The organism is Endozoicomonas euniceicola, assembly GCF_025562755.1.
Classification (GTDB): domain Bacteria; phylum Pseudomonadota; class Gammaproteobacteria; order Pseudomonadales; family Endozoicomonadaceae; genus Endozoicomonas_A; species Endozoicomonas_A euniceicola.
The window spans coordinates 606,143-628,197 of sequence record NZ_CP103300.1; the positions used below are offsets into that span (position 1 = coordinate 606,143).

Here is a 22,055-nt window from a genome sequence, read left to right on the forward strand (position 1 = left end):
CGGATCATTAACATAGCAGTCTTTCAGACTGCTTGCTTCACATTCTCAAACTTGCGAAAACAGCTTCCTTTGCGGGGATGACGGTGGGATATTTTTCTCTGCTGCTTCCTTAAGCCTGTTCTTTTTCTGACCGCACCAGATACCTCTCAAAACTTTCAAGCGGTTTCTCGTCCTGACGTCCGTGGCGAGGCTGATTATCATCACTGTTCCAGTAGCACTGACCATTCTCCCCAACCAGCAACACATGCTGATACGAAAAAGGATTCGCTTGCCCCGGATTGTCCGGGGACGGCACCGCAAAGCTATCTGGCATCGACTTTTTCATCAGGTTATGCGCCACTGTCTCTGTAATCTCTCTCATGTGATCACTCAAGTTACTCGCGTGAGTTTTCTCGGGAAGCAATTCCTGAAGCTTGTCAGCATCCCTGACGTTCGCTATTGTCCGCATTACCGCCTGCTGGTTTGCCCCATAACAACTGCGTAAATACTGAAGAAGAAAAAGACTCTGGTGCAATTTATCACTGCTATCAAATAGCACCTTTTTAGTACCAGGAGTGAAAGCAATACCTTGCTCATTACAATACTGCTGAACAGTCTCAGCAGCCGTTGGAGTGACAATATCCATTGAGTTAATCGATTTATTCAAAGACTCAATGTAGTCCGGGGTCATTTTTTCGATTGGCAGATCCGGAATAACATCAGACAATTTTTTATCACTCATATCATAGCCCGTAGAAGCCAGTGCCTCCTGAGCAATACCTTCAAGGTAAGCGCGGCAAAACAGATAACAGTTTCGGGCTTCATGTGCATTTTTTACCGGCTGATTGCGCAGATTATTCACCAGAAGTGTCCCAAACTCCTTATTCCGGTAAAATTCTGCCGGTTTCATAGTCAAATAAGTTCCCAGTTTCTGAATCTGCCCGGACTTGATTGACGGTGCTATGCGCCGCTGCTGGACTAATGCCTGCCCCTGAAGAAGTGAACCCAGGCCACTCAGTGCCATTGCGCTTTTGAGTCGGTATTGAAACTGCTCATCAGATTCATCCGGCCACTGGCCTGCCTTTGCTTGAGTCAGGTCACTCAATAGTGATTTCAGGTTCTTATTATTCGCACGAAAACCCACGTATTTATCACATAACGTATCCAGCCAGCCCTCTTTATCGCTGGAAGGAAGAGGGCTAACCTTACGATCAGTCAACTCTTTTCCCTGATATGGAGAGCTGGATTCACGAGACATTAATAAAGGAGTATTTGGGGGATAAGGCTTTACTGTGCGCAGGCCCATAAAACGAATAATGCGCCTGGCCTTATCCAGCACTTTATGAATAACGCCATAAAAGCCGGAATAAGGGCGACGGGCTGAAGGTTCCGTTTTCATTGCCTGAGTCCTTTCGTCAGTTGTCGAACCATGAAAGAAGCATCGGCTGGTCACTTATAACATCAAGAAAAAGCGGAAGGCGGGAAACGGATTTTATGGGTTAGTCATAACAAACAAGCCGGAAGGCCTGTGACCTTCCGGCTTGTTTATTGATTGAAGCTTCCGGCTTTACTTTGCCATGGAAGCGGTAAAGTCGAGCATCTTCTGCAGCGGCTCCAGGGAACGGACACGAAGGCTCTCACCCACCTCAACCAAATTCATCGGACCCGGATTTTCCAGGCACTGAATCAAGGCATCCAGCGTATTCATCGCCATCCACGGACAGTGCGCACAACTCTTACAAGTTGCACTTTCACCCGCTGTCGGCGCTTCGACAAACGACTTATCCGGAGAGGCCTGCAGCATTTTGTAGAAAATCCCCCGGTCGGTGGCCACGATAAAGGTATTGTTTGTCAGCTCCCGGGACGCTTTGAGCAGCTGACTGGTTGAGCCGACCACATCGGCGACTTCAATCACTGATTCAGGCGACTCTGGATGAACCAGGACAGCGGCATCAGGATAAACCTTTTTCAGGTCGGTGATGCCTTTGGCCTTGAACTCCTCATGGACAATACAGCTACTGTTCCACAGCAGCATGTCGGCCCCTGTCTGTTTCTGAATGTAACTGCCCAGGTATTTGTCCGGCCCCCAGATGATCTTTTTGTCCTGATCCATCAGATGTTCAACAATATCCAGCGCACAGCTGGAAGTGACCACCCAGTCAGCTCTCGCTTTCACAGCAGCGGAGGTATTGGCATAGACGACAACGGATCGATCCGGGTGCTGGTCACAAAATGCAGAAAACTCATCCACCGGACAACCCAGGTCCAGTGAACATTCAGCTTCGAGTGTTGGCATCAACACGCGCTTTTCCGGACTCAGAATCTTGGAGGTTTCCCCCATAAAACGAACACCGGCCACCACCAATGTAGACGCCGGGTGACGACTACCAAAACGGGCCATCTCAAGCGAGTCGGCAATAAAACCGCCGGTTTCCTCAGCCAGCGCCTGCACAACCGGATCGGTGTAATAGTGAGCCACCAGAACCGCATTTTCGCGATCAAGAAGTTGCCGAACCCGCTCTTTCAGGGCTTCTTCCCGCTCAGCATCCAGAGTTTCAATGGACTGCCCCTGAAGGTGACTCTTAACAAAGTCTCTGCTACTCACTACGCTCATAAATCTTGTACTAATACCGTGAAATCGCGGGCATTCTAACACACGTTTGCGCGGTAGGCAGCCCGTCAGGTGGAAGCAGAAATTAAGGCTGATAACGGGTCGGGTCAGACAAACCAGCTTCTTCAAAGCCTTTTTTACGGTAACGACAACTGTCGCACACTCCGCAGGCGCGCCCTTCGTCATCAGCCTGATAGCAGGATACGGTCAAGCCATAATCAACGCCCAGACGATCGCCTTCCTGAACAATCTCAGCCTTGGTCAGTTTCAACAGGGGCGCACGAATATGAAAATGGTCACCCTCGACACCGGCTTTGGTGGCAAGATTAGCCATTTTTTCAAAGGCATCCAGATATTCTGGCCGACAGTCCGGATAGCCAGAGTAATCCACATCATTGGCGCCAATAAAGATATCCCTGGCCCCCAGCACTTCTGCCCAACCCAGAGCCAGAGACAGAAATACCGTATTGCGTGCCGGAACATAAGTCACAGGGATGCCTTCATCCAGATCCTCCGGTACATCAATCGCATCATCGGTCAGGGCAGAACCACCAATATCCCGAAAATCCATCTTCAGGGTCTTGTGACTTTTAGCACCCAGTACTTCAGACACTGTTTTTGATGCGTTCAGCTCAGCACGATGACGCTGACCATAGTCAAAGCTCATGGTATAGCACTCATAACCCTGATCTTTCGCCATCGCCAGTACTGTCGTGGAATCCAGACCTCCAGACAGAAGCACAACTGCTTTCTTAGACATTTTAATCTCCTTAGACACCCGTTTTGTCACCCCAGATTACCCGGTGCAACTGAATCTGAAACCGCACCGGCAAGCGATCAGCCAGAATCCACTCAGCCAGTTCCGCTGGCTCTACTCCGGTACTGACCGGAGAAAACAGCACATCCGATACTTTTTCGGCCAGGTCATACTCAATCAGCTTACTGGCAGACCAGTCATAATCCGCGCGGTCAGCAATAACAAACTTCACCTGATCCTTGCGGTCCAGATGCTGGATATTCTGGTAACGATTTTTTTCAACCTCTCCGGAACCGGGAGCCTTCAAGTCCATGACCTTAACAATGCGCGCATCAACCTCAGCCAGATCCAGCGCCCCACTGGTTTCGAGAGAAACCTCATAACCCGCATCAGCCAGACGTTCCAGCAGTAGCAGACAACCCGGTTGCGCCAGTGGCTCACCGCCGGTGACACAAACATATTTTGCGCCATAGCCAGCAACCTGCTGCAGAATGCTGTCGAGGGTTCTGCGCTCACCCCCGGAGAAGGCATATTCGGTATCGCACCAGCTACAACGCAGGGGGCAGCCTGTAAGGCGCACAAATACTGTCGGCAGCCCAGAGGTTCTGGACTCTCCCTGAAGAGAGTAAAAAATTTCAGAAATACGAAGGGATTCAGAATGCATGAGAGACACTATTTTTTAATCAGCAAAGAAGGGTAGCCAACTGCCATTGAGATAGCAAAATTATCCAACACGAACAAAAACACCATGCAAGCATGGTGTTAAGAGATAGCCTGACAAATTCCGAAATCAACTATCTGACATACTCTGCAAATAAGTATCAGACAACCTTGCAGCCGAGCTATCGGGATACTTACTGACGACCAGTTCAAGATACTTCCGTGCTTTAGCCTTGTCACCCAGCAAGTCATACAATCGACCCAACTTGTAAGACGCATCAGGCACTTTGGCACTTTGCGGGTATTGTTCAATGACAGCTCTGAACTCATCACGGGCTGGCTCAAACTTCCCCTGAGCCATCAGCACCTCGCCCAGCCAGTATTGAGCATTATCAGACAGTTTGCCATCAGGATAATCCTCCAGCAGCTTGCGCAGAGCGACCAGGGCCTGATCAAACTCACGCTCACGGATAAACCCGAAAGCCGCCTTATAGTCGGCCTGCTCACGCTGCTTAACCAGCAATTCTTCAGGGGTTTTACTGTCAGGCAGCTGAGCCGGTACATTAACCGGTTCAACAGCCTGAGTGGTTTTGGCAGAATGATCCTTGTTCAGATCAGAGGCGGGCTGTTCGCCTATCGCCTTGGTGATACGGGCATCAAGGTCGAGATAACGATCCCGAAACTCCGCCTCGTTCTGCCTGAGTTGAAACTCCAGCTCTTCAACACGTCCTTCCAGAGTCATGTTTCTTTTGCGCAGTTCTTCGATCTGATTAAGAAAATAAGCCGTGCTGTTTGCTGGCTGCTGAGCCTGCGCACTCTGAATGACACTTTCAACATTTTCCGGGGCAACATTTTCCAGGGCAACACTTTCTGGTGCTGACACCGGTGTGACATCCTGAGTCGTTTCGCTGACGATCTCTGCCGTTGGCAAAGACTCAACAACGGGTACTTCGGCCAGTACCGGAACAGCCAGCAGGCTGGCCATAATCAGGGAAGAGCTGGATAAAGGTTTCAAACTCATTAGCTATCTCTGTTATTAGTTAATCACTATCTGCGCGCGACGGTTCTTAGCCCAGGCTGTTTCATTATGGGCTGGATCAACCGGCTTCTCGAAACCGAAACTAATCACGTCAATACGACTGCTGGCGACGCCTTTTGCTTCCAGGTAATCTTTTACCGCATTAGCACGGCGCTCACCCAGGGCCAGGTTGTAAGTACGGGTGCCACGCTCATCCGTGTGTCCCTGCACAATAATCTTCTTGCCCTTACCCTGATCAGAATTCAGGTAAGCTGCCTGCACGTCGAGAGCCTTATAGTCACTGTCGCTTAGCTTGGAACTGTCGAAAGCAAAGTTAAATGTGTCGCGATCCAAAAGCATCTCGACCTCTTCAGCACTCGCCTCAACTTCACCGCTGTCGATAACAGCCTGTACCGCCGGATCCAGTACTGGCATAGTTTCAATGATTACATTGTCAGTCACAACCGTTTCTTCAGGTGTTATCGAGGTTTCTACGCCCGAAGTACTTTCACCGCCGGTAGAGGCACAACCTGCCAGCCACAGGGCAGAAGCCGCCAGGGTAGCTGCCTTAATATAATTGGCAATTCGCATTACAGACTCCAATTGTTTAATGTTGGTTAGTTGGATATTCGTAAGATCGTTGCAGTACAGTATCAGAACCCTTAACACGGGACTAGCCCACACCGCTACAAACCCGAAACACGCAACTAATTCTCTGCGGCATTTACCTGACCGCAGGCCCCCAGACAGGTTCCCGGACATCACCAGTCGCTGACGGCAGACGATATTTTACCCTACCATCCGCAGTGACAATACCCAGTTCACCATGCTTTCCCCCCTGAACAGAATAAATCAGCCGCCGACCACCCGGAGAAACGCTGGGCGAATCTTCAAGCTGTGCTGATGTCAGCAACCTCAGGCGATTGGTGTCCAGATCAAGAATGGCGATGTTGAATTCAGCGGCCCCCTGTCCCTTGTGAACCAGAGCCAGAGATTTACCATCCGGGAAGACTTTTGCCCGGGCATTGAAACGCCCTTTGAACGTCAGGCGACGGGGTTTGCCTACCGGCTCCACAGAACCATCAGACCGATGTTTAACATCCAGTTGATAAATCTGCGCGCTGCCTCCGCGATTTGAGGTAAACACAATGCTGTTGCCATCAGGCATCCAGTCCGGTTCAGTATCAATGGAAAAATGCCGGGTCAGCTGACTCAGCTTGCCGGAAGCCAGGTCCTTGACATAGATATTCGGATTACCGTCTTTAGACAGCACCAGGGCCACTTGCTTACCATCCGGAGAGAATACCGGCGAACTGTTCAGGCCCTTGTAGTCAGTCAGTTTCTGTCGTTTGCCGGTGGCCAGCTGCTGCAGGAAAATAGCAGGCTTGCCCGTTTCAAAAGACACGTAAGCAATACGACGACCGTCTGGTGACCAGGCGGGCGACAAAATAGGCTCTTTGGAACGAACAATAACCCGGGCCCGCTTACCATCGGCATCGGCATAGTTTAACTGGTAATCGGTGTTGTTAACGCTGTGCCTCTGGGCCGTCACATACATTAAGCGGGTTGAAAAGTCGGCCGGAATACCGGTAATTTTTTCGTAGACGGCATCACTGATCTTATGTGCCAGAGTTCGCAGCTGGCTTTCAACGCCCCGAACCTGCCCTTTCAGAACAGAGCGCTGGCGCAGTACATCAAACAGCTGATAGTTAACCGTATACTGCCCACTGCTCTGGCTAACCTGCCCGATGACCAGGTAAGAAGCCCCAAGCACCTTCCAGTCGCGATAGAACACATTAGACTCTTTGCTGGGAAAACTGAGCATATCGTCCCGTTTCAGCGGATCAAACAGACCACTGAGCCGCAAGTCATCACTGATGGTTCCTGCCATATCTTCCGGCAGAATCGTCTTACCATCAAAACTGAACGGTGCCACCGCCAGGCGCACCGCACGATCGTTACCCTGGGTAATCTCAATGGTCAGCTCAGCCCTTGCAGGCATCACCAGAGCCAGCTGAGCCAGAAGCAAGAGGGCAAAAGCCATAAACCATCTGACCATGATCAAATAGCGGCTTCCTCCTGAATCAAAGTGGTTCGGTGCTGTATTTATCGTACTCATCATTGAGCGAGTCATTGAGCGAGTCATCAAACGAGTCATCGAACTAGATCCTCTGGCCTGAACCTGAAATTAAAGCGTCGGAAGTTGGCGTCAAAAATTCTGCGCTCCAGCTTTTTTAACTCTGGAAAGGGCGCTGCACGCTGCACAGCCTGTACCGCAGAACGGTCAAAAGAGTCATTGCCACTGCCTTCCAGCAGCTTAACTTCCAGCAAGTCACCAAAAGGTGACAGGGTGACCTGCAGTAATGCTGTCATATTATTGCGGGCGCTGGGCGGACGATTCCAGTTATTCACAATGAGATTATTCAGCAACTCACTGTAATAACGAACCTCTGCCGCATCTTTCTCGGCCTGTTCTTCAGCCTGTTGGGCTGCCGCTTCCTGCTGCTCTCTCTGAATTCGTTCCTGTTCCAGCTGACGCAGTGTTTCTTCCCGCTGTTTGCGTTGACGCTCAACTTCCTGTTGACGTTTCCTTTCTGCTTCCAGTTTGCGCTGGCGCTCCCGTTCTTTGCGCGCATCCTCTGCTTTCTTCGCTTTTTCCTGAGCTTCCCGCTCTTTTCGCAGGGCTATTTCCCGCTGGCGCTTTTCTTCTGCCTGAAGACGTTGCCTTTCTTCCCGAATGGCTTTCTGCCGTTTACGTTCAGCCGCTTCACGGGCTTTACGGGCAGAGTCGTCTACCTGCGGGCGAGGCTGAGGCTTCGGGGCTGGCACTTCAACCAGACTCGCTTTGATACTGCGAGGCGGAACAATATTCAACTGCCGATCAACCGACCAGCTGGTGCTTAACACCAGTAACAGTGAAGCGTGTAACAAAAGCGACACAAGCACTGGAAAGCCGTAGCCACGAAACACTGCCTTACGAAAAGCTGCCTTACAAAAAGAGCTGCCCGGTATCCGGTTTAATACTTTCTTCATCAGCAGCAGCCGTCAGTTATCCTGCCGGTCCAGTTCAGCCGGATCAGTAATCAGCCCGACATTTTCCACACCGGCCGCTTGCAACCCTGCCATTAACTCAATCACAGAGCCATAAGCCACTTTACGATCTCCCTTGATCAACACCTGGGTACGAGGGCTGGCAGACAACACCTTGCCGACCTTTTCGGCGATCACATCCAGCCCTGTTGCAGTTTCCCGCTCTTCACCCAGGTCAATGAAGTACTCACCATCCGCTTTGACTGAGATAATCAACGCTTCAATATCATCTTCCAGGGGTATCACCTGACTGGTTGTTTTTGGCAGGTCAACCTTCAACCCCTGGGTCAGCATGGGAGCACTGACCATAAAGGCAACCAGCAATACCATCATGATGTCGATAAACGGAACCATATTGATTTCCGACATCACCTTGCGACCTGCTCTGGAGCGCGCCATAGACAATCGTCTCCTCAGCCCGCTTCTGGTCGGTTGGAACGGCTGTGAACCTTACGATGCAGAATACTGTGGAACTCATCGGCAAAGGTTTCATAGCTGGCCAGCAGGGCATCAACCCGCGACGCATAACGGTTATAAGCGACAACGGCCGGAATGGCAGCCACCAGACCGACGGCCGTGGTCATCAGGGCCTCAGCAATACCCGGAGCAACCGAAGCCAGTGTCGCCTGTTGCACCTGGGCCAGTCCACGGAACGAGTTCATAATCCCGACAACGGTTCCGAACAGGCCAACATAAGGACAGGTTGAACCGACACTGGCCAGAAACGGCAGATGGGTTTCCAGCTTTTCCTGTTCCCTGGAAATGGCAACCCGCATGGCTCGATGGGTACCCTCCATAATGGCATCTGCCTCCGAGGTTCCCTGACTGCGCAGGCGACTGAACTCCCGGAAACCGGCCTTAAAAATATTTTCCAGCCCACCGTCCGGACTGGCGTTATCCTGCAACTCCCGAAACAGCTGGGAAAGGTCCATACCCGACCAGAACCGATCCTCAAATTCGAGCATGCTTTGCTGAGCGTTACGAATCAACAAACCACGCTGAACAATCATCACCCAGGAAGCGACAGAAGCCGCCACCAGCATCAGCAGTACTAACAGCACAATCCAGCTGGAATTACTGATCAGCGACCACATGGACATGCTATCAGCCACCGATTACCTCGCTTGCGTTCAGTTTAAAAATGGGATGTATCATATCATCAAATCTGTGACGTGTTGGTGACATTCAGACATAGATTCCGTAAGTCTTTTGTAATACCGGCAGGCTTCATTGCAGCACTGTCGAGACAGGCGACAACAAATTCCCCGGTACACAACACCTGCTCATTGGGTAGCCCCTGATTGAGCAGAACAGACTGACGGAAAATCAGACTGGCTCGTTTGACTTCCGCAAGCTCCGCAGTCACAGCAATTTCATCATCCAGCCTGGCCGGATAGCGAAAACGTACATCGGCACGAGTAACCACAAACACTCTGCCCTGCTCACTCATAAGCTGATGCCCCATTCCTATATGGCGCAAGAAGTCAGTACGGGCCCGCTCCATAAATTTGAGGTAGTTGGCGTGGTAAACAATGCCTGCTGCATCAGTGTCTTCGTAATAAACCCGCTGAAGGATTGAAAAGGGGGCGTCAGAACTCACGACAGTGTACTCATATAATCGATAAGGCCATTAAACCAGATCGATGAAAACCATGGAAGACTGGGCAGCAATACTTATGTAGCGCCAGCGGCTAGTAACACCAGCGGCACCATCGGCGGTGATAATAGTCATTGTGCCAGCGAATGGCATCAATGTGTTCCCGTTCAAGTTTGTGCCGGTTTTCACTGCGCCGGTCCTGCTGTAATTTTTGCTCCATACTCTGCTGGCGCTGCAACATATCAGCCTCCGGCACTGGCTGACCATACCGTCTCAGGGCTTCCTGGGCTTCAGGAATACCCCAGCGGGCAGCCATGGTGAAAGACTTAAAGGCCTGTTCCATAGAGACAGGCACTCCGACACCCTGCTCATAACACAGTCCGGCATGGTACTGGTCAATCGGCAGTTCAGCGGTTCCTCCCGTCACTCTGTGACAGGCTGCTTCAGATAGTGTAAAACCGTCGCCAAAAACACCCCGCGCGGTTGGCTGGGCATCTACCCGAACATTATTACTGCAACCACTGGTCAGCATCGTCAGTATCAATAAGACACCGTACAGTCCACACCAGCGTTCAGGTCTCTCCGTGTAATTCATCATTATTGACCTCTCTTGAACAATCAGCAGATCGTAGCCGAGCCAGTAACTCTACCCTGATTCTTTCCAAACCAGCCAGGTCCAGCGCCCCACAGCTCTGCATTATCTGGTCCGGATAATGACCCAGACCTTTATCTGTTGACCACTGTTTCGCCAGATCGTTCAAGGAACTGACATCACCAATATCAAGACAGGTCGATAGTTTCGACAGCATCATCTCAGCACCTGCCAGGGACACATCAGTATAATCGGTGCCACAGGTTTTGCTGCTCTGCACAGCAACACCCTCCCCTATCCACCGGTACACTTTGCTGAACAGTTCGCTGAAACGAACAGGCTTGCTGATAAAATCGCACATTCCCACCCCGTCAATGCTCTCACGGGTCGCACCCGATACGCTGGCAGAAACCGCGATAATACTGAGCGTTTTATTCTCTGACTGCTCATGAATCAGCCGGGCTGCCGTCACCCCGTCCATGGCCGGCATTTTCAGATCCATTAATACCAGGTCATAGTGCCGCTGCCTGCACTGCTCAACCGCTTCAGCGCCATCCGCAGCCTCTTCTACCGTAAAGCTTGCGCTGCGCAGGGCATTACTCAGCATATCCCGATTGGTTTCGCTGTCATCAACCACCAGAATGCGTCGATCATGATAGTCCTCTGTGAATTCGGGTCGTTCAGACTCATGCTCTACCGCTAATTCGCTATCAACGCTTACCGGCAGATAAGGAATAGTGAAATGGAACTTACTGCCACGCTGCAACTGGCTGGACACTTTCAATTCCCCGCCCATTGCCTTGACCAGGCGGTAGCTGATCGCCAGCCCCAGACCCGTTCCTCCCTGCCTGCGCCCGGATTTGAGCTGACTAAAGGGTTTAAACAGCCGCCCCTGGTCCGTTGTACTGATACCCGACCCCGTATCTATCACAGCAAAGCTGAGTTGCCGCTCTTCTCTGCTTACCCGCAGCAAAACACTGCCATGGTGGGTAAATTTAACGGCATTCCCCATAAGATTGATCAATACCTGTCGCAGTTTCACACTGTCGCCGACAATTTCCGGACTGATGTTCGGGTCAATAGCCACGTCCAGAACCAGCCCTTTTGAACGAGCGGTTCCCTTAACGTTTGCCATTACGGTGCTCAGCATACTCTTGAGTATGTAAGGCTGAGGATCCAGCTCTATACCACTGCTTTCAATTTTGGTCATATCCAGAATATCGCTGATCAGCGTCATCAGGTGCAGTCCGCATTCTTCCAACAAAGACAGAGTATCCCGATAACGTTCTGGCACCTGGGCATCGGCCAACAACAGCTGCGCATAACCCAGTACACCGTTGAGAGGGGTACGTAATTCGTGGCTGATATTGGACAGAAACAGCGACTTGGCCTGACTGGCCTGCTCCGCGCGATTTCTGGCCTGAACCAGCTCGCCTTCGATACGTTTGCGATCAGTGATATCCCTCAGAATAATGGAAATCTGCTTCCCTTCTGCCGTCTCCAGAACATTGCTGGATACCTCCATGGGAAAACAATGTCCCGATTTTGCAATCCCTTCGGTAAGATACTCCTCAACACAGTGAAACTCAGGCCGGGCAGGATCAACCGGGGCCAACAGCGGTTCTTCATACCGTCGCTCAGGTGCCACCAGCAAAGCCAGCGGCATATTCACCAGCTCTGATTCAAGAAACCCACACAGCTCCGTGACCTTTCGGTTAACCAGTGAAATAATGCCGTCCTGATTACAAATTACGGTTGCGTCCGGAGCCGACGCAATCAACTGCCTGAACTTCTCGGTATCGTTAGTACGCTCTGTAATATCGTTGGCCATACCTTCAATAACAACCGGCATCTGCCCGGATCCCGCTATATCTTCACCAGCCACCGTTACCGGCTTCTCATGAGTGGTACAAAATAGTTCTACCCGGCGGACAGTGCCGTCCTTATGCACCATTTCTACTTCAAAAGCTTCTTCCCACTGACCCGATATCAGCGCAGAGAGCTTATGGGAAAATTCCCGGTTCAACCCGGAAGCAGACAGAAACTGATGCATCGTGCCGGTGAACTCCTGCTCACCATACCCCAGGATGGCTTTGATAGAAGGGCTGACGTAAGTGACGACCCCACTCGAATCAAGATTAAAATAAAAGTACTGGCCTTTAAGCTGTTGAACCAGATGACCGATATTGTTTGCCCTGGCTTTTTGCAGCGAGCGCTCACGATCCCTCAGCCTCTGCAACAACATCTTAAAGCTGTAGTCCAGACTGGCCGCCTCATCACGATTACTATCGTCCGAACTCAGGCTATAAGGTGTGGCAAACTCGTTCATCTGCGATTTCAGCCGGTTCAGTGGGCGTGTAATCAGCCCGGATACCGTCCACAAACAGAACATGGTCAGAATCAACACCAACGCAATCAAACCGGCACTGATCACTGCCTGACGAACAATGGGCCGCAAAATACGTTTTTCAAGAATGCTGATACTGAAATACCAGCCAGTAGCAGGAATAGGGGTAGCGGTGACCCATCTCTTTATGCCCCGTGACTCCATCCTGAAATTAATAGACTGCCTGTTATCCGTCACCCTCCGGAACGCCTCATCGAATACGGCGCAGGGCGGTTTACCTGAATGGGTTTTAATGGGGCGGGTAATAAAATCAACCAGTTCACCGGTATCTTCACGGGTGACGTTGATCTGACTGTAGCCATTACAGGGACCACTGTTAATGTAATTACGCAGCTCTCTATTCTTGCTCAGAGCAATGCTGTTGGTGTAAACCGCAATCCCTTCCCTGTCGAGAATAACCAGCCGGGTCCCAGTGTCGTGCCAGATCAATGGAGCCATTAAAAAAGAGCCATCAATATCAATCTGCAATACAGCAAAAGCACCGTCACGAAACCATACGGGTACCATATAAGTGGAGCGAAACACCTCCGGCTGACTGGAAATACGATTGACATGCCAGCCCGGCCTGGCGCGTCGACCACTAAGATATTCCTGCAAAAGCGCTTCAGGCAAGCCGGGGGCGAAATAATGATCAGTTACTCTGGAAAACTGGTCTGCACGCTTATTCCAATAATATTTTTTTTCCGGCTGTGCAGGAAAGTCCAGCCCAATCCCTAACACCAGTCGTGTACTTCCCAGCAATTCTGTCGCATCCATTGGCAGCGAACTCAGTTCCGACGAAGATCGCTGATCCAGCAACAGCCCCAGACTCTTACCCGCCAGGTGTATTTGCTGCAAATGCCCGTCAATGATACTGGCATACTGAACGACCTGCTCCACATGACTACGACTGATTTCCACAGAAGCGGCATGAAAAGTGAAATAAAGATACACAGCCGTTACAAGGCTGTAGAAAATTACAGCAGGCACAAGGGTAAATAACGTAATCTTTTGCCTGATTGAAATAGACATAAATCGTTTGATACGTTTTGCATCTCCGGATTTTGACGCAGCCTTAACACATCAATCTACCAAAGTAGAAACTGCCTGCAATGATCCGAAGAAATAATGGCAGCCAAAACTTTCATTTGGCTGCTGGTTGAGAAGAACGAAGTGTTTATGCCTCTGGGGAGCTCGCATGAGGCTAAGTCTTAACATAGACAGTTAACGGGACTCCAGCCACTTGAATTTAATCAGACCCGCAAAAAAAGGTGGTTTCAACGGTTAGCCTTCACCGCTCAGCCCAAAGTGGGTGTAAGCATGTTTGGTGACCATCCTGCCACGGGGGGTGCGCATGATGAAGCCCTGCTGGATCAAATAAGGTTCCAGTACATCTTCAATGGTGTCACGCTCTTCGCTGATGGCGGCGGCCAGACTGTCTACCCCGACAGGGCCGCCGTCGAATTTCTCAATCATAGCCAGCAGCAGGCGTCGGTCCATATGGTCAAAACCACTGGCATCAACATCCAGCATATTCAATGCGGCATCAGCTGAAGACTGGTCAATCAGGCCACTGCCTTTCACCTGTGCAAAGTCACGCACCCGACGCAACAACCGGTTTGCGATACGGGGCGTACCACGGGAACGTCTGGCAATTTCTCTGGCACCTACCTCTTCAATATCTACCCCCAGTATTCCGGCAGAACGCGCCACAATATGGGTCAGGTCATCGATGTTGTAAAACTCAAGTCGCTGGACAATACCAAACCGATCCCTCAGGGGTGATGTCAGCAAACCGGCCCGGGTGGTCGCTCCCACCAGCGTGAACGGCGGCAAGTCCAGTTTAATCGAACGGGCAGCTGGCCCTTCACCGATCATAATATCCAGCTGGTAATCTTCCATGGCTGGATACAACACTTCTTCAACCACAGGGCTGAGCCGGTGAATTTCGTCAATAAAAAGAATGTCATTGGGTTCCAGATTGGTCAGAAGCGCTGCCAGATCCCCTGCTTTTTCCAGTACCGGCCCTGACGTGGAACGAATATTACTGCCCATCTCATTCGCGAGAATATGCGACAACGTGGTTTTACCCAGTCCGGGCGGGCCAAAAATAAGCGTATGATCCAGAGCGTCCTGACGCAGGCGTGCGGCCTGGATAAAAATTTCCATCTGTTCACGAACTTTTGGCTGACCTACGTAGTCTGCCAGTTTAACCGGGCGGATCGCCCGATCCTGCGCTTCTTCAACCGGGCGTGGCGCTGCTGATATCAATCGATCTGCTTCAATCATTTCAAAGCCTGCTAAATGAATTCCCTGAGCCTATCATTTCATCACGAGAAAACGAATCAATGCTGAAAATATTCGCTATTCTTGGTATCCCATCAATTTCAGGTTTAGCCAGTTAATAATGAACCAGACACCCAGTCCGCCTCAATACCAATACGGCTGTGGACTCACCTGCTCGGTGACTGCATCCGTCCTGTTTGGCATTACCCCCTGGCTGGTACAACAGCTTTATATCAATGGTAACGAGTTGTTCTGGGTACGAATGGTGACAGGAAGCCTGTACCTGATAATTATTATTACCATGAGCGCCCAATGGCAGGACGTGAAACAAATGATCCGTCATGGTCGCAATCTGCTGTTTCTGATTCCCGGCACCGCTTTGATTGGCATACAGTGGTGGCTGTTTGTCTGGGCTCCAGTCAACCAGCAAACAAAAGAGCTGGCCCTGGGCTACTTCCTTCTGCCTCTGACACTGGCCCTGACCGGCTGGTTCTTTCATGATGAAAAACTGAACCTTGCCCAGAAGCTGGCTATAACCCTGGCAGCATCAGGCATAGCCATCGAGCTTTGGCAACATGGGCAACTGCCCTGGGTAGCCCTGGTTGTTGCCGGGCTTTACCCGGTTTACTTTATGGTGCGGCAAAACGTAAAAGCCAGTGCGGCGAGCATTAAATTTTTTGAAGTTTCAATATTCCTGCCCTTTGCCCTCTACTTTTTGTCACAAAGCAGCGAGTTCATCCTGTGTATTCAAAGCACACCCTCGCTCTGGCTCCTGCTGCCACTGTTTGGCATCATCTGTGCCAGTTCAATGCTGCTGTATGTCAGTGCATCCAAAAAACTACCCTTCAGCCTTTTTGGCTTGCTGTCTTATCTGGAGCCAGCCCTCATCTTTGTGATCGCAGTCGCCGTATTGCAGGAGCCGTTTGAAGCGACACAGTGTGTCACTTATGGTTTAATCTGGGCTGCCACCCTGATCGTGGTCATAGACCTGATCAGACTGTTGCTGCACCAGATTAACCAACAGAAAAAAGGCTAAAAACTTCGCACCGGGGAGCGTTGACAAGGACAGGGGGCTGAGGCTTAGAATATGCCGCTGTTGGCTGTTGGCTGTTGGCTGTTGGCTGCTGGCTGCTGGCTGTATGAGCAGCTAATAGCCAACAGCCAATAGCCAGAGGCCAGAGGCCAGAAGCCAAAAACCCGGTAGTTAGATCATACTTTTCAGGGACTGGCGGATGATCTCTTCCGCTTCCATGCCTTCCATAAACACTTTACCGACCACTTTACTGGCGTCCTGAGGCTTGTAACCCAGGGCCACCAGCGCACTGACCGCCTCCTGCTCGGTATCCCTGGCCGCTTCTGCCATAGCACTGCCAACAATCATTGGCTTACCATCCAGAAGCGGTGAAGACTGCCAGCGATCCAGCTTATCCTTCATTTCAACAATCAGACGTTCAGCGGTTTTCTTGCCAACACCCGGTAGTTTCACCAGGGTGGCACTGTCATTTTCATGAACACAGCGCACAAAAGTCTGTGCATCAATCCCCGACAGCAGGGTCAGCCCCAGCTTTGGCCCGACACCATTTACTTTAATCAGGGTTCGAAACAGTTCCCGTTCTTCGCGACTGCTGAAACCGTAAAGTAGCTGGGCATCTTCACGCACCACAAAATGCGTGAACAGCACCACTTCCGCCCCGGCCTCCGGAAGCTGATAAAACACCGACATCGGCGCTTCGACTTCATAGCCTACCCCACCAGCATCCACCAGCAGATGAGGGGGCTGTTTCTCGACCAGAGTTCCACGGATTCTTCCTATCATTTTCAACCTCTTGGCATTGAGCAGGCTGACCAGAGCGTAAGAATGTCTAACAATGACCGGCCTGCTACGAACTTTGTATTTTCCGCCCGCTCTAAAACAACTAGCGCATCAACATCACACACCCCGGAATACGTTTATGGAAAGACTCAAGACCTTCTTCAGCACCCTGTGGCAATTACTTCCCAGCGCTGGTTTAGCCAGCGAATATCACCCGTCTATCGACGGTGGCGCCGTACCGATTCCCTTTATCGTGTCTCAACGTATCCTGCTGAACGATATAATCCATAAACAGGAAGGTACTCCCAGTCTGCAACCACCCTCCCTCAGTTTCACCGGCTATATGCAGGGTTATACCAGCCTGCCGGTAAGAGAACGGTCTTTAATCGCCCTGCGCAGCGCGCACCTTGCTGGCGCTCGTCATCTGATACCGGATATTGCCCGTTGCGCCCTGGATGCCGGATTGCAGGCCAGCGATCTGGAACGGGTGGCGGAAGGCCATCTATCCAGTGGCTGGGCAAAACAAGAAGCGCTGGTTTTGCGTGTTGCAGAAGCACTTTACAGTGGGCAGACCATTAGCGAACAGCAGTGGAAACAGTTGAAACAGACCTATAAACCCCAGCAGATTCTTGATCTGTTGTTCTGTTGTGCCGCCTTCCATTTATGTGTTCACCCGAATTAGGCTGGGCTATCTTCCAGTCAGGCGGCGATTTCTTGTCCCACTCACTCCCGCCATTCGCACCAGGCTGGCACGGGTATGGTACCATAATCTGGTAAGGTCACTCGGTGTCCATTTCAAAGTCATTACCAGGGCCATCATCAGGGTCATATGGGATAACCTTAGGGGCGCAGCATTCAATAACTTACCGGGCTGTTGGCTTTTGGCTATTAGCTGCTCATACAGCCAACAGCCAACAGCCAACAGCCAACAGCCAACAGCCAACAGCCAACAGCCAACAGCCAACAGCGGTATATTATGTTCTGCTGCTTCCCTTAGTCACAAAAGTCAGTATTCAATGGCTCGGCAGCTATAAAGGAATCGTAATTGGAGTCACCTATCAAAGTTATGCTTTTGTCTAAAGCGCACACGAGTAATTTCCTGGCAGCTTCTTTATCTTTCTTGTATAGAAGGCTAAGGTATTCCTTTTTTTTACTATTAGCCTTAAGCTCGGCTATAAAACTTTTTATTTGCTCATCGGTCAGATTGTTAATGAGTGACTCCCAATCCGGAGCCAGCAACAGGCTGCCTGTCGTCGTACGGTCATATCTATGACCGTCAATAGGCTCATGTCGCATTTGCATGAACCCCACGGCCGCAACATGATCGTATTCTGAGCTGATGTTGCTTTTTGCGAGAATAAACAGAGCAATGTGCGAAGGATATACAACGTGCCGTTCCATGGATACAACACGGTAAGCCTCTTCTTCATGGGGTGGCTGAAACTGGAATTGTTCCGAATTATCTATAGGCACGCCTCGAATATCTATTTGAGACCTATCCGTACTCCAAAGAAATTCTTTAATCCTTGAGTAATAGCCTTCTCTCGAATACATAAGGTTCAGATTTTCCCTGTAGTCGCTGGGAGTTGGCTCTCTTCTCAAACCATCTGTGATTCTATTTAAGCTATTAATTAATATTTTTAAACCATTTTCTTTATCTTCACGAAAATATTTTTGTAAATTCTTTAACAGCTCCTTGTTGCTAGCATTTAAATGCTTACAGAGTGTTATTATTATTTGTCTGAAGTTCGCCAGCACCCCTATTAACATTTCCCAGTTACTGGCAAGAAATAAATAACCTTCTTTGCGAGTGGGATCATATGGGTAACCATACCCCGAGTGATCTTGTGAAGGATATAGATACCCTACAGCCTTGACTGCGTCGGCTCCCCCTGACTCAGCTTCAAGCTCGCTTTCGCTTTGATTGTTTTTGGTGATAATAATAAAAATGTGATAACCTTCATAATTGGTCCATACCTCAGTTCCACCGTCAGAGTATCCGACCCTCTTTCCTTCGAAGATGGATACAATATGGTAGGTTTGCTGGTTGTTAAGGGGGCATTTAAATTCTTTAGGTAGGCCATAACTGATTATTTGATCCGGATCATAATACAAAAGATCAATACCTGTATGCCCTTTAAGCTTTGATAGGTCGTAAGCTTCTACAGGAAGCACTTGTTTCTCCAGGCATCTGAAAAATTCGGGTAAATAACTATCCAGGGAGGGGGGGGCATCAGACTGGCTGGATGTGCCTGCTCCCTGATTTCCTTGCAATGAGGCAAGACTACCAAATTCTCCAGATGTGCTGGCTTCTTCAGGTGTGGTATCGGACATTGTTTCAGGAGGCATCGCTCCTGATTCCTTCTCTTTGCATGGTCCGTGATTACAAAGCGGGCATGGGTTGCCGCGGGTGTGTATTTTTTGCCGTTTTTCAGGAGGTTTTTCTCCCTCGTCATCCTTCCTGGCTGAACGGGTCTCCGCCTGACGAGAGTCTGTTTGTGAAGAGGTTGCGCCGCTCTGTGGACTCTCCTGGAATAGGGAGGAAGACCCTTTGGATTCTTTCTTTGAAGCTCCGTTCGGTACCTGTCTGATGTCGTATTGACTTGTTTCAAGACTGGTTGTCAGGGAGAGGAGGCGCTCTTTTAAGGCAGTTTCCGAGGCCGGCTGTAAAGGAAAGATAAGCCCCGGTTCATGGATTCTGGTAAGGCCGGTTTGTAACGCTTTGGAAAATAGTAACGGAATTTGTGACAATAAAGAATTAGCTTCTGTTCTGGTTTTAGATTTTAAAAGGGCTTCAATGCTAGCCTCGGAGACTTGAGGGAAGATAAAAAAAAGGAGACCAAAAAAACTCATAAATACGACAATGTTCAGAAACATCTTATGTATTCGCATATTCTTGCCTCTATGGGTTACAATCGGTTCACCAAGCTCTCAGGTTAGGTATTAAGCTCAAAGAATGGTATGACGAAGCAGCAAAAACCAGCCTGAGCAATCAAAATATACCTGTAGAACAAAATGGCTATCGCAAATAGTAGATCAGTTGGAAAAAGCCGCTGATTTTTTTCACAGAACCCAAATTAAAAAGATTTTTTTACTCTTCCGGTCAGGCGACGATTTCTTGCCCCACTCACTCCCGCCATTCACGCAGGCTGCCACGGGTATGGCGGTACCACAATCAAGTAAAGTCACTCGGTGTCCATTTCAAAGTCATTTACCAGGGCCATCATCATAGTCGCCATCAGAGCCATATGAATAATGCGGGTAGTCAAAGTCAGTATTCAATGGCTCGGCAGCTATAAAGGAATCGTAATTGCTGTCATTTATCAAAGTTATGCTTTCGTTTAAAGCGGACACGAGTAATTTCCTGCTAGCTTCTTTATCTTTCTTGCATAGAAGGCTAAGATATTTCTTTTTTTTACTGTTAGCATTAAGCTCGGTTATAAAATTTTGTATTTGCTCATCGGTCAGATTGTTAATGAGTGACTCCCAATCCGGAGCCAGCAACAGGCTGCCTGTCGTTGTATAGTCATAGTTATGAGGGTCAATAGGCTCATGTCGCATTTGCATGAACCCCACGGCCGCAACACGATCGTATGCTGAGCTGATGTTGCTTTTTGCGAGAATAAACAGAGCAATGTGCGAAGGATACTTAACGAACCAATCCATGGATACAACACGGTAAGCCTCTTCTTCATGGGGTGGCTGAAACTGGAATTGTTCCGAATTACCTATAGGCACGCCTCGAATATCTATTTGAGACCTATCCGTACTCCAGAGAAATTCTTTAATCCTTGGGTAATAGCCTTCTCTCGAATACATAAGGTTCAGATTTTCCCTGTAGTCGCTGGGAGTTGGCTCTCTTCTCAAACCATCTGCGATTCTGTTTAAGCTATTAATTAATATTTTTAAGCCATTTTCTTTATCTTCGAGAATATAGTTTTGAAAATGCTTTAACAGTGCCTTGTTGCTAGCATTTAAATGCTTACAGAGTGTTTCTATTTGGCTGAAGGTCTCCAGACTCCTTATTAAGGTTTCCCAGTTACTGGCAAGATATAAACAACCTTCTTTAAGATCGGGGTTATATGGGTAGTCATAGCCGCCGTGATTTTCTGAAGGATATAGACACCCTACAGCCTTGACTGCGTCGGCTCCCCCTGACTCAGCTTCAAGCTCGCTTTCGTTTTGATTGTTTTCGGTGATAATAAAAAAAATTGCATAACCTTCATGAAGGGTCCAGGTCTCATGTCCACCATCAAAGTATCCGACCCTTCTTCCTTTGGAGATGGATACAATATGGTAGGTTTGCTGATTGGTAAGGGGGCAATTAAATTCTTCATTCTCAGCAGACAGGCAATGACTGATTATTTGATCCGGATCATAATACAAAAGATCAATACCTGTATGCCCTTTAAGCTTTGATAGGTCGTAAGCTTCTATAGGAAGTACTCGCTTCTCCAGACATCTGTGAAATTCGGTTAAATAACTATCCAGGGAAGGGGTGTCATCAGACTGGCTGGATGTGCCTGCTCCCTGATTTCCTTGCAATGAGGCAAGACTACCAAATTCTCCAGATATGCTGGCTTCTTCAGGTCTGGTATCGGACATTGTTTCAGGAGGCATCGCTCCTGATTCTTTCTCTTTGCATGGTCCGTGATTACAAAGCGGGCATGGGTTGCCGCGGGTGTGTATTTTTTGCCGTTTTTCAGGAGGTTTTTCTCCCTCGTCATCCTTCCTGGCTGAACGGGTCTCCGCCTGACGAGAGTCTGTTTGTGAAGAGGTTGCGCCGCTCTGTGGACTCTCGTGGAATAGGGAGGAAGACCCTTTTGATTCTTTTTGTGAAGCTCCGTTTGGTATCTGCCTGATGTCGTATTGACTTGTTTCAAGACTGGTTGTCAGGGAGAGGAGGCGCTCTTTTAAGGCAGTTTCCGGGGCCGACTGTAAAGGAAAGATAAGCCCCGGTTCATGGATTCTGGTAAGGCTGGTTTGTAACGCTTTGGAAAATAGTAACGGAATCTGTGACAATAAAGAATTAGCTTCTGTTCTGGTTTTAGATTGCAAAAGAGCTTCAATGCCAGCCTCGGAGACTTGCGGGAAGATAAAAAAAAGAAGACCAAAAAAACTCATAAATACGACAATGTTCAAAAACATCTTATGTATTCGCATATTTTTGCCTCTATGGGTCATACCCGGTTCACCCAGTTCTCAGGGTAGGTATTAAGCCCAGAGAATGGTATGAGGAAGCAGCAAAAACCACCTTGAGCAATCA

The 22,055-nt window shown here is 49.5% G+C and carries 19 protein-coding genes; 2 read left to right on the forward strand and 17 right to left on the reverse strand.

The window, feature by feature from the left end; genetic code table 11:
* Positions 1-109 precede the first annotated feature (109 nt).
* The 14 genes from NX720_RS02290 to ruvB form a co-directional block, all read right to left on the reverse strand.
* A complete protein-coding gene (locus NX720_RS02290; protein WP_262599122.1) occupies positions 110-1,378 on the reverse strand; it encodes a hypothetical protein in 1,269 nt (422 codons plus the stop codon).
* A 168-nt stretch (positions 1,379-1,546) separates the two neighbouring features.
* Positions 1,547-2,593 carry a quinolinate synthase NadA gene (gene nadA, locus NX720_RS02295; protein WP_262599123.1) on the reverse strand — a complete coding sequence of 349 codons (1,047 nt, stop codon included), beginning with the start codon at positions 2,591-2,593 and terminating at the stop codon, positions 1,547-1,549.
* Between the two features lie 82 nt (positions 2,594-2,675).
* On the reverse strand, positions 2,676-3,350 hold the full coding sequence (queC, locus tag NX720_RS02300; RefSeq protein WP_262599124.1) for a 7-cyano-7-deazaguanine synthase QueC: 675 nt from the start codon (positions 3,348-3,350) through the stop codon (positions 2,676-2,678).
* Positions 3,351-3,360: 10 nt separating this feature from the next.
* Positions 3,361-4,011 carry a 7-carboxy-7-deazaguanine synthase QueE gene (gene queE, locus NX720_RS02305; RefSeq protein ID WP_262599125.1) on the reverse strand — a complete coding sequence of 217 codons (651 nt, stop codon included), beginning with the start codon at positions 4,009-4,011 and terminating at the stop codon, positions 3,361-3,363.
* A 126-nt stretch (positions 4,012-4,137) separates the two neighbouring features.
* Positions 4,138-5,028: a tol-pal system protein YbgF gene (gene ybgF / locus NX720_RS02310; protein WP_262599126.1), complete on the reverse strand. Its 891-nt coding sequence runs from the start codon at positions 5,026-5,028 to the stop codon at positions 4,138-4,140.
* A 15-nt stretch (positions 5,029-5,043) separates the two neighbouring features.
* Positions 5,044-5,616, reverse strand: a complete 573-nt coding sequence (locus NX720_RS02315) for an OmpA family protein (RefSeq protein ID WP_262599128.1) — start codon at positions 5,614-5,616, stop codon at positions 5,044-5,046.
* Between the two features lie 133 nt (positions 5,617-5,749).
* The gene (tolB, locus tag NX720_RS02320; protein ID WP_262599130.1) at positions 5,750-7,183 is read right to left on the reverse strand and encodes a Tol-Pal system beta propeller repeat protein TolB; all 1,434 of its coding nucleotides are present in this window, start codon (positions 7,181-7,183) and stop codon (positions 5,750-5,752) included.
* A complete protein-coding gene (locus tag NX720_RS02325; RefSeq protein WP_262599132.1) occupies positions 7,180-8,058 on the reverse strand; it encodes a cell envelope integrity protein TolA in 879 nt (292 codons plus the stop codon). The genes tolB and NX720_RS02325 overlap by 4 nt, the downstream gene beginning before the upstream one ends.
* 12 nt (positions 8,059-8,070) lie before the next feature.
* Positions 8,071-8,514 carry a protein TolR gene (gene tolR / locus NX720_RS02330; RefSeq protein WP_262599134.1) on the reverse strand — a complete coding sequence of 148 codons (444 nt, stop codon included), beginning with the start codon at positions 8,512-8,514 and terminating at the stop codon, positions 8,071-8,073.
* Positions 8,515-8,528: 14 nt separating this feature from the next.
* Complete coding sequence (gene tolQ, locus NX720_RS02335) at positions 8,529-9,215, reverse strand: protein TolQ (RefSeq protein ID WP_262599135.1); 687 nt, start codon at positions 9,213-9,215, stop codon at positions 8,529-8,531.
* Between the two features lie 59 nt (positions 9,216-9,274).
* Positions 9,275-9,715, reverse strand: a complete 441-nt coding sequence (gene ybgC, locus NX720_RS02340) for a tol-pal system-associated acyl-CoA thioesterase (RefSeq protein ID WP_262599136.1) — start codon at positions 9,713-9,715, stop codon at positions 9,275-9,277.
* A 91-nt stretch (positions 9,716-9,806) separates the two neighbouring features.
* Entirely contained in the window at positions 9,807-10,310 is a 504-nt protein-coding gene (locus NX720_RS02345) for a hypothetical protein (protein WP_262599138.1), read from the reverse strand.
* Positions 10,285-13,722 (reverse strand): ATP-binding protein, encoded by a 3,438-nt coding sequence (locus NX720_RS02350; protein ID WP_262599139.1) that lies wholly within the window; start codon positions 13,720-13,722, stop codon positions 10,285-10,287. Before NX720_RS02350 ends, NX720_RS02345 begins: the two co-directional genes overlap by 26 nt.
* A gap of 252 nt (positions 13,723-13,974) precedes the next feature.
* Positions 13,975-14,979, reverse strand: a complete 1,005-nt coding sequence (ruvB, locus tag NX720_RS02355) for a Holliday junction branch migration DNA helicase RuvB (protein ID WP_262599140.1) — start codon at positions 14,977-14,979, stop codon at positions 13,975-13,977.
* Positions 14,980-15,097: 118 nt separating this feature from the next.
* Between ruvB and rarD the strand changes: the two genes are divergently transcribed.
* Positions 15,098-16,012 carry an EamA family transporter RarD gene (gene rarD / locus NX720_RS02360; protein WP_262599141.1) on the forward strand — a complete coding sequence of 305 codons (915 nt, stop codon included), beginning with the start codon at positions 15,098-15,100 and terminating at the stop codon, positions 16,010-16,012.
* Positions 16,013-16,180: 168 nt separating this feature from the next.
* Here rarD and ruvA read toward each other — a convergent pair whose 3' ends face one another.
* The gene (gene ruvA, locus NX720_RS02365) at positions 16,181-16,792 is read right to left on the reverse strand and encodes a Holliday junction branch migration protein RuvA (protein WP_262599143.1); all 612 of its coding nucleotides are present in this window, start codon (positions 16,790-16,792) and stop codon (positions 16,181-16,183) included.
* Between the two features lie 136 nt (positions 16,793-16,928).
* Between ruvA and NX720_RS02370 the strand changes: the two genes are divergently transcribed.
* Positions 16,929-17,471 carry a carboxymuconolactone decarboxylase family protein gene (locus NX720_RS02370; protein ID WP_262599145.1) on the forward strand — a complete coding sequence of 181 codons (543 nt, stop codon included), beginning with the start codon at positions 16,929-16,931 and terminating at the stop codon, positions 17,469-17,471.
* A 311-nt stretch (positions 17,472-17,782) separates the two neighbouring features.
* Here NX720_RS02370 and NX720_RS02375 read toward each other — a convergent pair whose 3' ends face one another.
* Positions 17,783-19,681, reverse strand: coding sequence for a hypothetical protein (locus tag NX720_RS02375; protein WP_262599146.1), 1,899 nt, complete (start codon positions 19,679-19,681; stop codon positions 17,783-17,785).
* Positions 19,682-19,996: 315 nt separating this feature from the next.
* Positions 19,997-21,952, reverse strand: a complete 1,956-nt coding sequence (locus tag NX720_RS02380; protein ID WP_262599147.1) for a hypothetical protein — start codon at positions 21,950-21,952, stop codon at positions 19,997-19,999.
* Positions 21,953-22,055: the final 103 nt, after the last annotated feature.

Excerpts from the sequence above, each read along its gene's own strand:
- NX720_RS02290 (WP_262599122.1), bottom strand. The coding sequence starts at position 1,378 with ATGAAAACGGAACCTTCAGCCCGTCGCCCTTATTCCGGCTTTTATGGC.
- nadA (WP_262599123.1), bottom strand. The coding sequence starts at position 2,593 with ATGAGCGTAGTGAGTAGCAGAGACTTTGTTAAGAGTCACCTTCAGGGG.
- queC (WP_262599124.1), bottom strand. The coding sequence starts at position 3,350 with ATGTCTAAGAAAGCAGTTGTGCTTCTGTCTGGAGGTCTGGATTCCACG.
- queE (WP_262599125.1), bottom strand. The coding sequence starts at position 4,011 with ATGCATTCTGAATCCCTTCGTATTTCTGAAATTTTTTACTCTCTTCAG.
- ybgF (WP_262599126.1), bottom strand. The coding sequence starts at position 5,028 with ATGAGTTTGAAACCTTTATCCAGCTCTTCCCTGATTATGGCCAGCCTG.
- NX720_RS02315 (WP_262599128.1), bottom strand. The coding sequence starts at position 5,616 with ATGCGAATTGCCAATTATATTAAGGCAGCTACCCTGGCGGCTTCTGCC.
- tolB (WP_262599130.1), bottom strand. The coding sequence starts at position 7,183 with ATGACTCGTTTGATGACTCGCTCAATGACTCGCTCAATGATGAGTACG.
- NX720_RS02325 (WP_262599132.1), bottom strand. The coding sequence starts at position 8,058 with ATGAAGAAAGTATTAAACCGGATACCGGGCAGCTCTTTTTGTAAGGCA.
- tolR (WP_262599134.1), bottom strand. The coding sequence starts at position 8,514 with ATGGCGCGCTCCAGAGCAGGTCGCAAGGTGATGTCGGAAATCAATATG.
- tolQ (WP_262599135.1), bottom strand. The coding sequence starts at position 9,215 with ATGTCCATGTGGTCGCTGATCAGTAATTCCAGCTGGATTGTGCTGTTA.
- NX720_RS02345 (WP_262599138.1), bottom strand. The coding sequence starts at position 10,310 with ATGATGAATTACACGGAGAGACCTGAACGCTGGTGTGGACTGTACGGT.
- NX720_RS02350 (WP_262599139.1), bottom strand. The coding sequence starts at position 13,722 with ATGTCTATTTCAATCAGGCAAAAGATTACGTTATTTACCCTTGTGCCT.
- ruvB (WP_262599140.1), bottom strand. The coding sequence starts at position 14,979 with ATGATTGAAGCAGATCGATTGATATCAGCAGCGCCACGCCCGGTTGAA.
- rarD (WP_262599141.1), top strand. The coding sequence starts at position 15,098 with ATGAACCAGACACCCAGTCCGCCTCAATACCAATACGGCTGTGGACTC.
- ruvA (WP_262599143.1), bottom strand. The coding sequence starts at position 16,792 with ATGATAGGAAGAATCCGTGGAACTCTGGTCGAGAAACAGCCCCCTCAT.
- NX720_RS02370 (WP_262599145.1), top strand. The coding sequence starts at position 16,929 with ATGGAAAGACTCAAGACCTTCTTCAGCACCCTGTGGCAATTACTTCCC.
- NX720_RS02375 (WP_262599146.1), bottom strand. The coding sequence starts at position 19,681 with ATGCGAATACATAAGATGTTTCTGAACATTGTCGTATTTATGAGTTTT.
- NX720_RS02380 (WP_262599147.1), bottom strand. The coding sequence starts at position 21,952 with ATGCGAATACATAAGATGTTTTTGAACATTGTCGTATTTATGAGTTTT.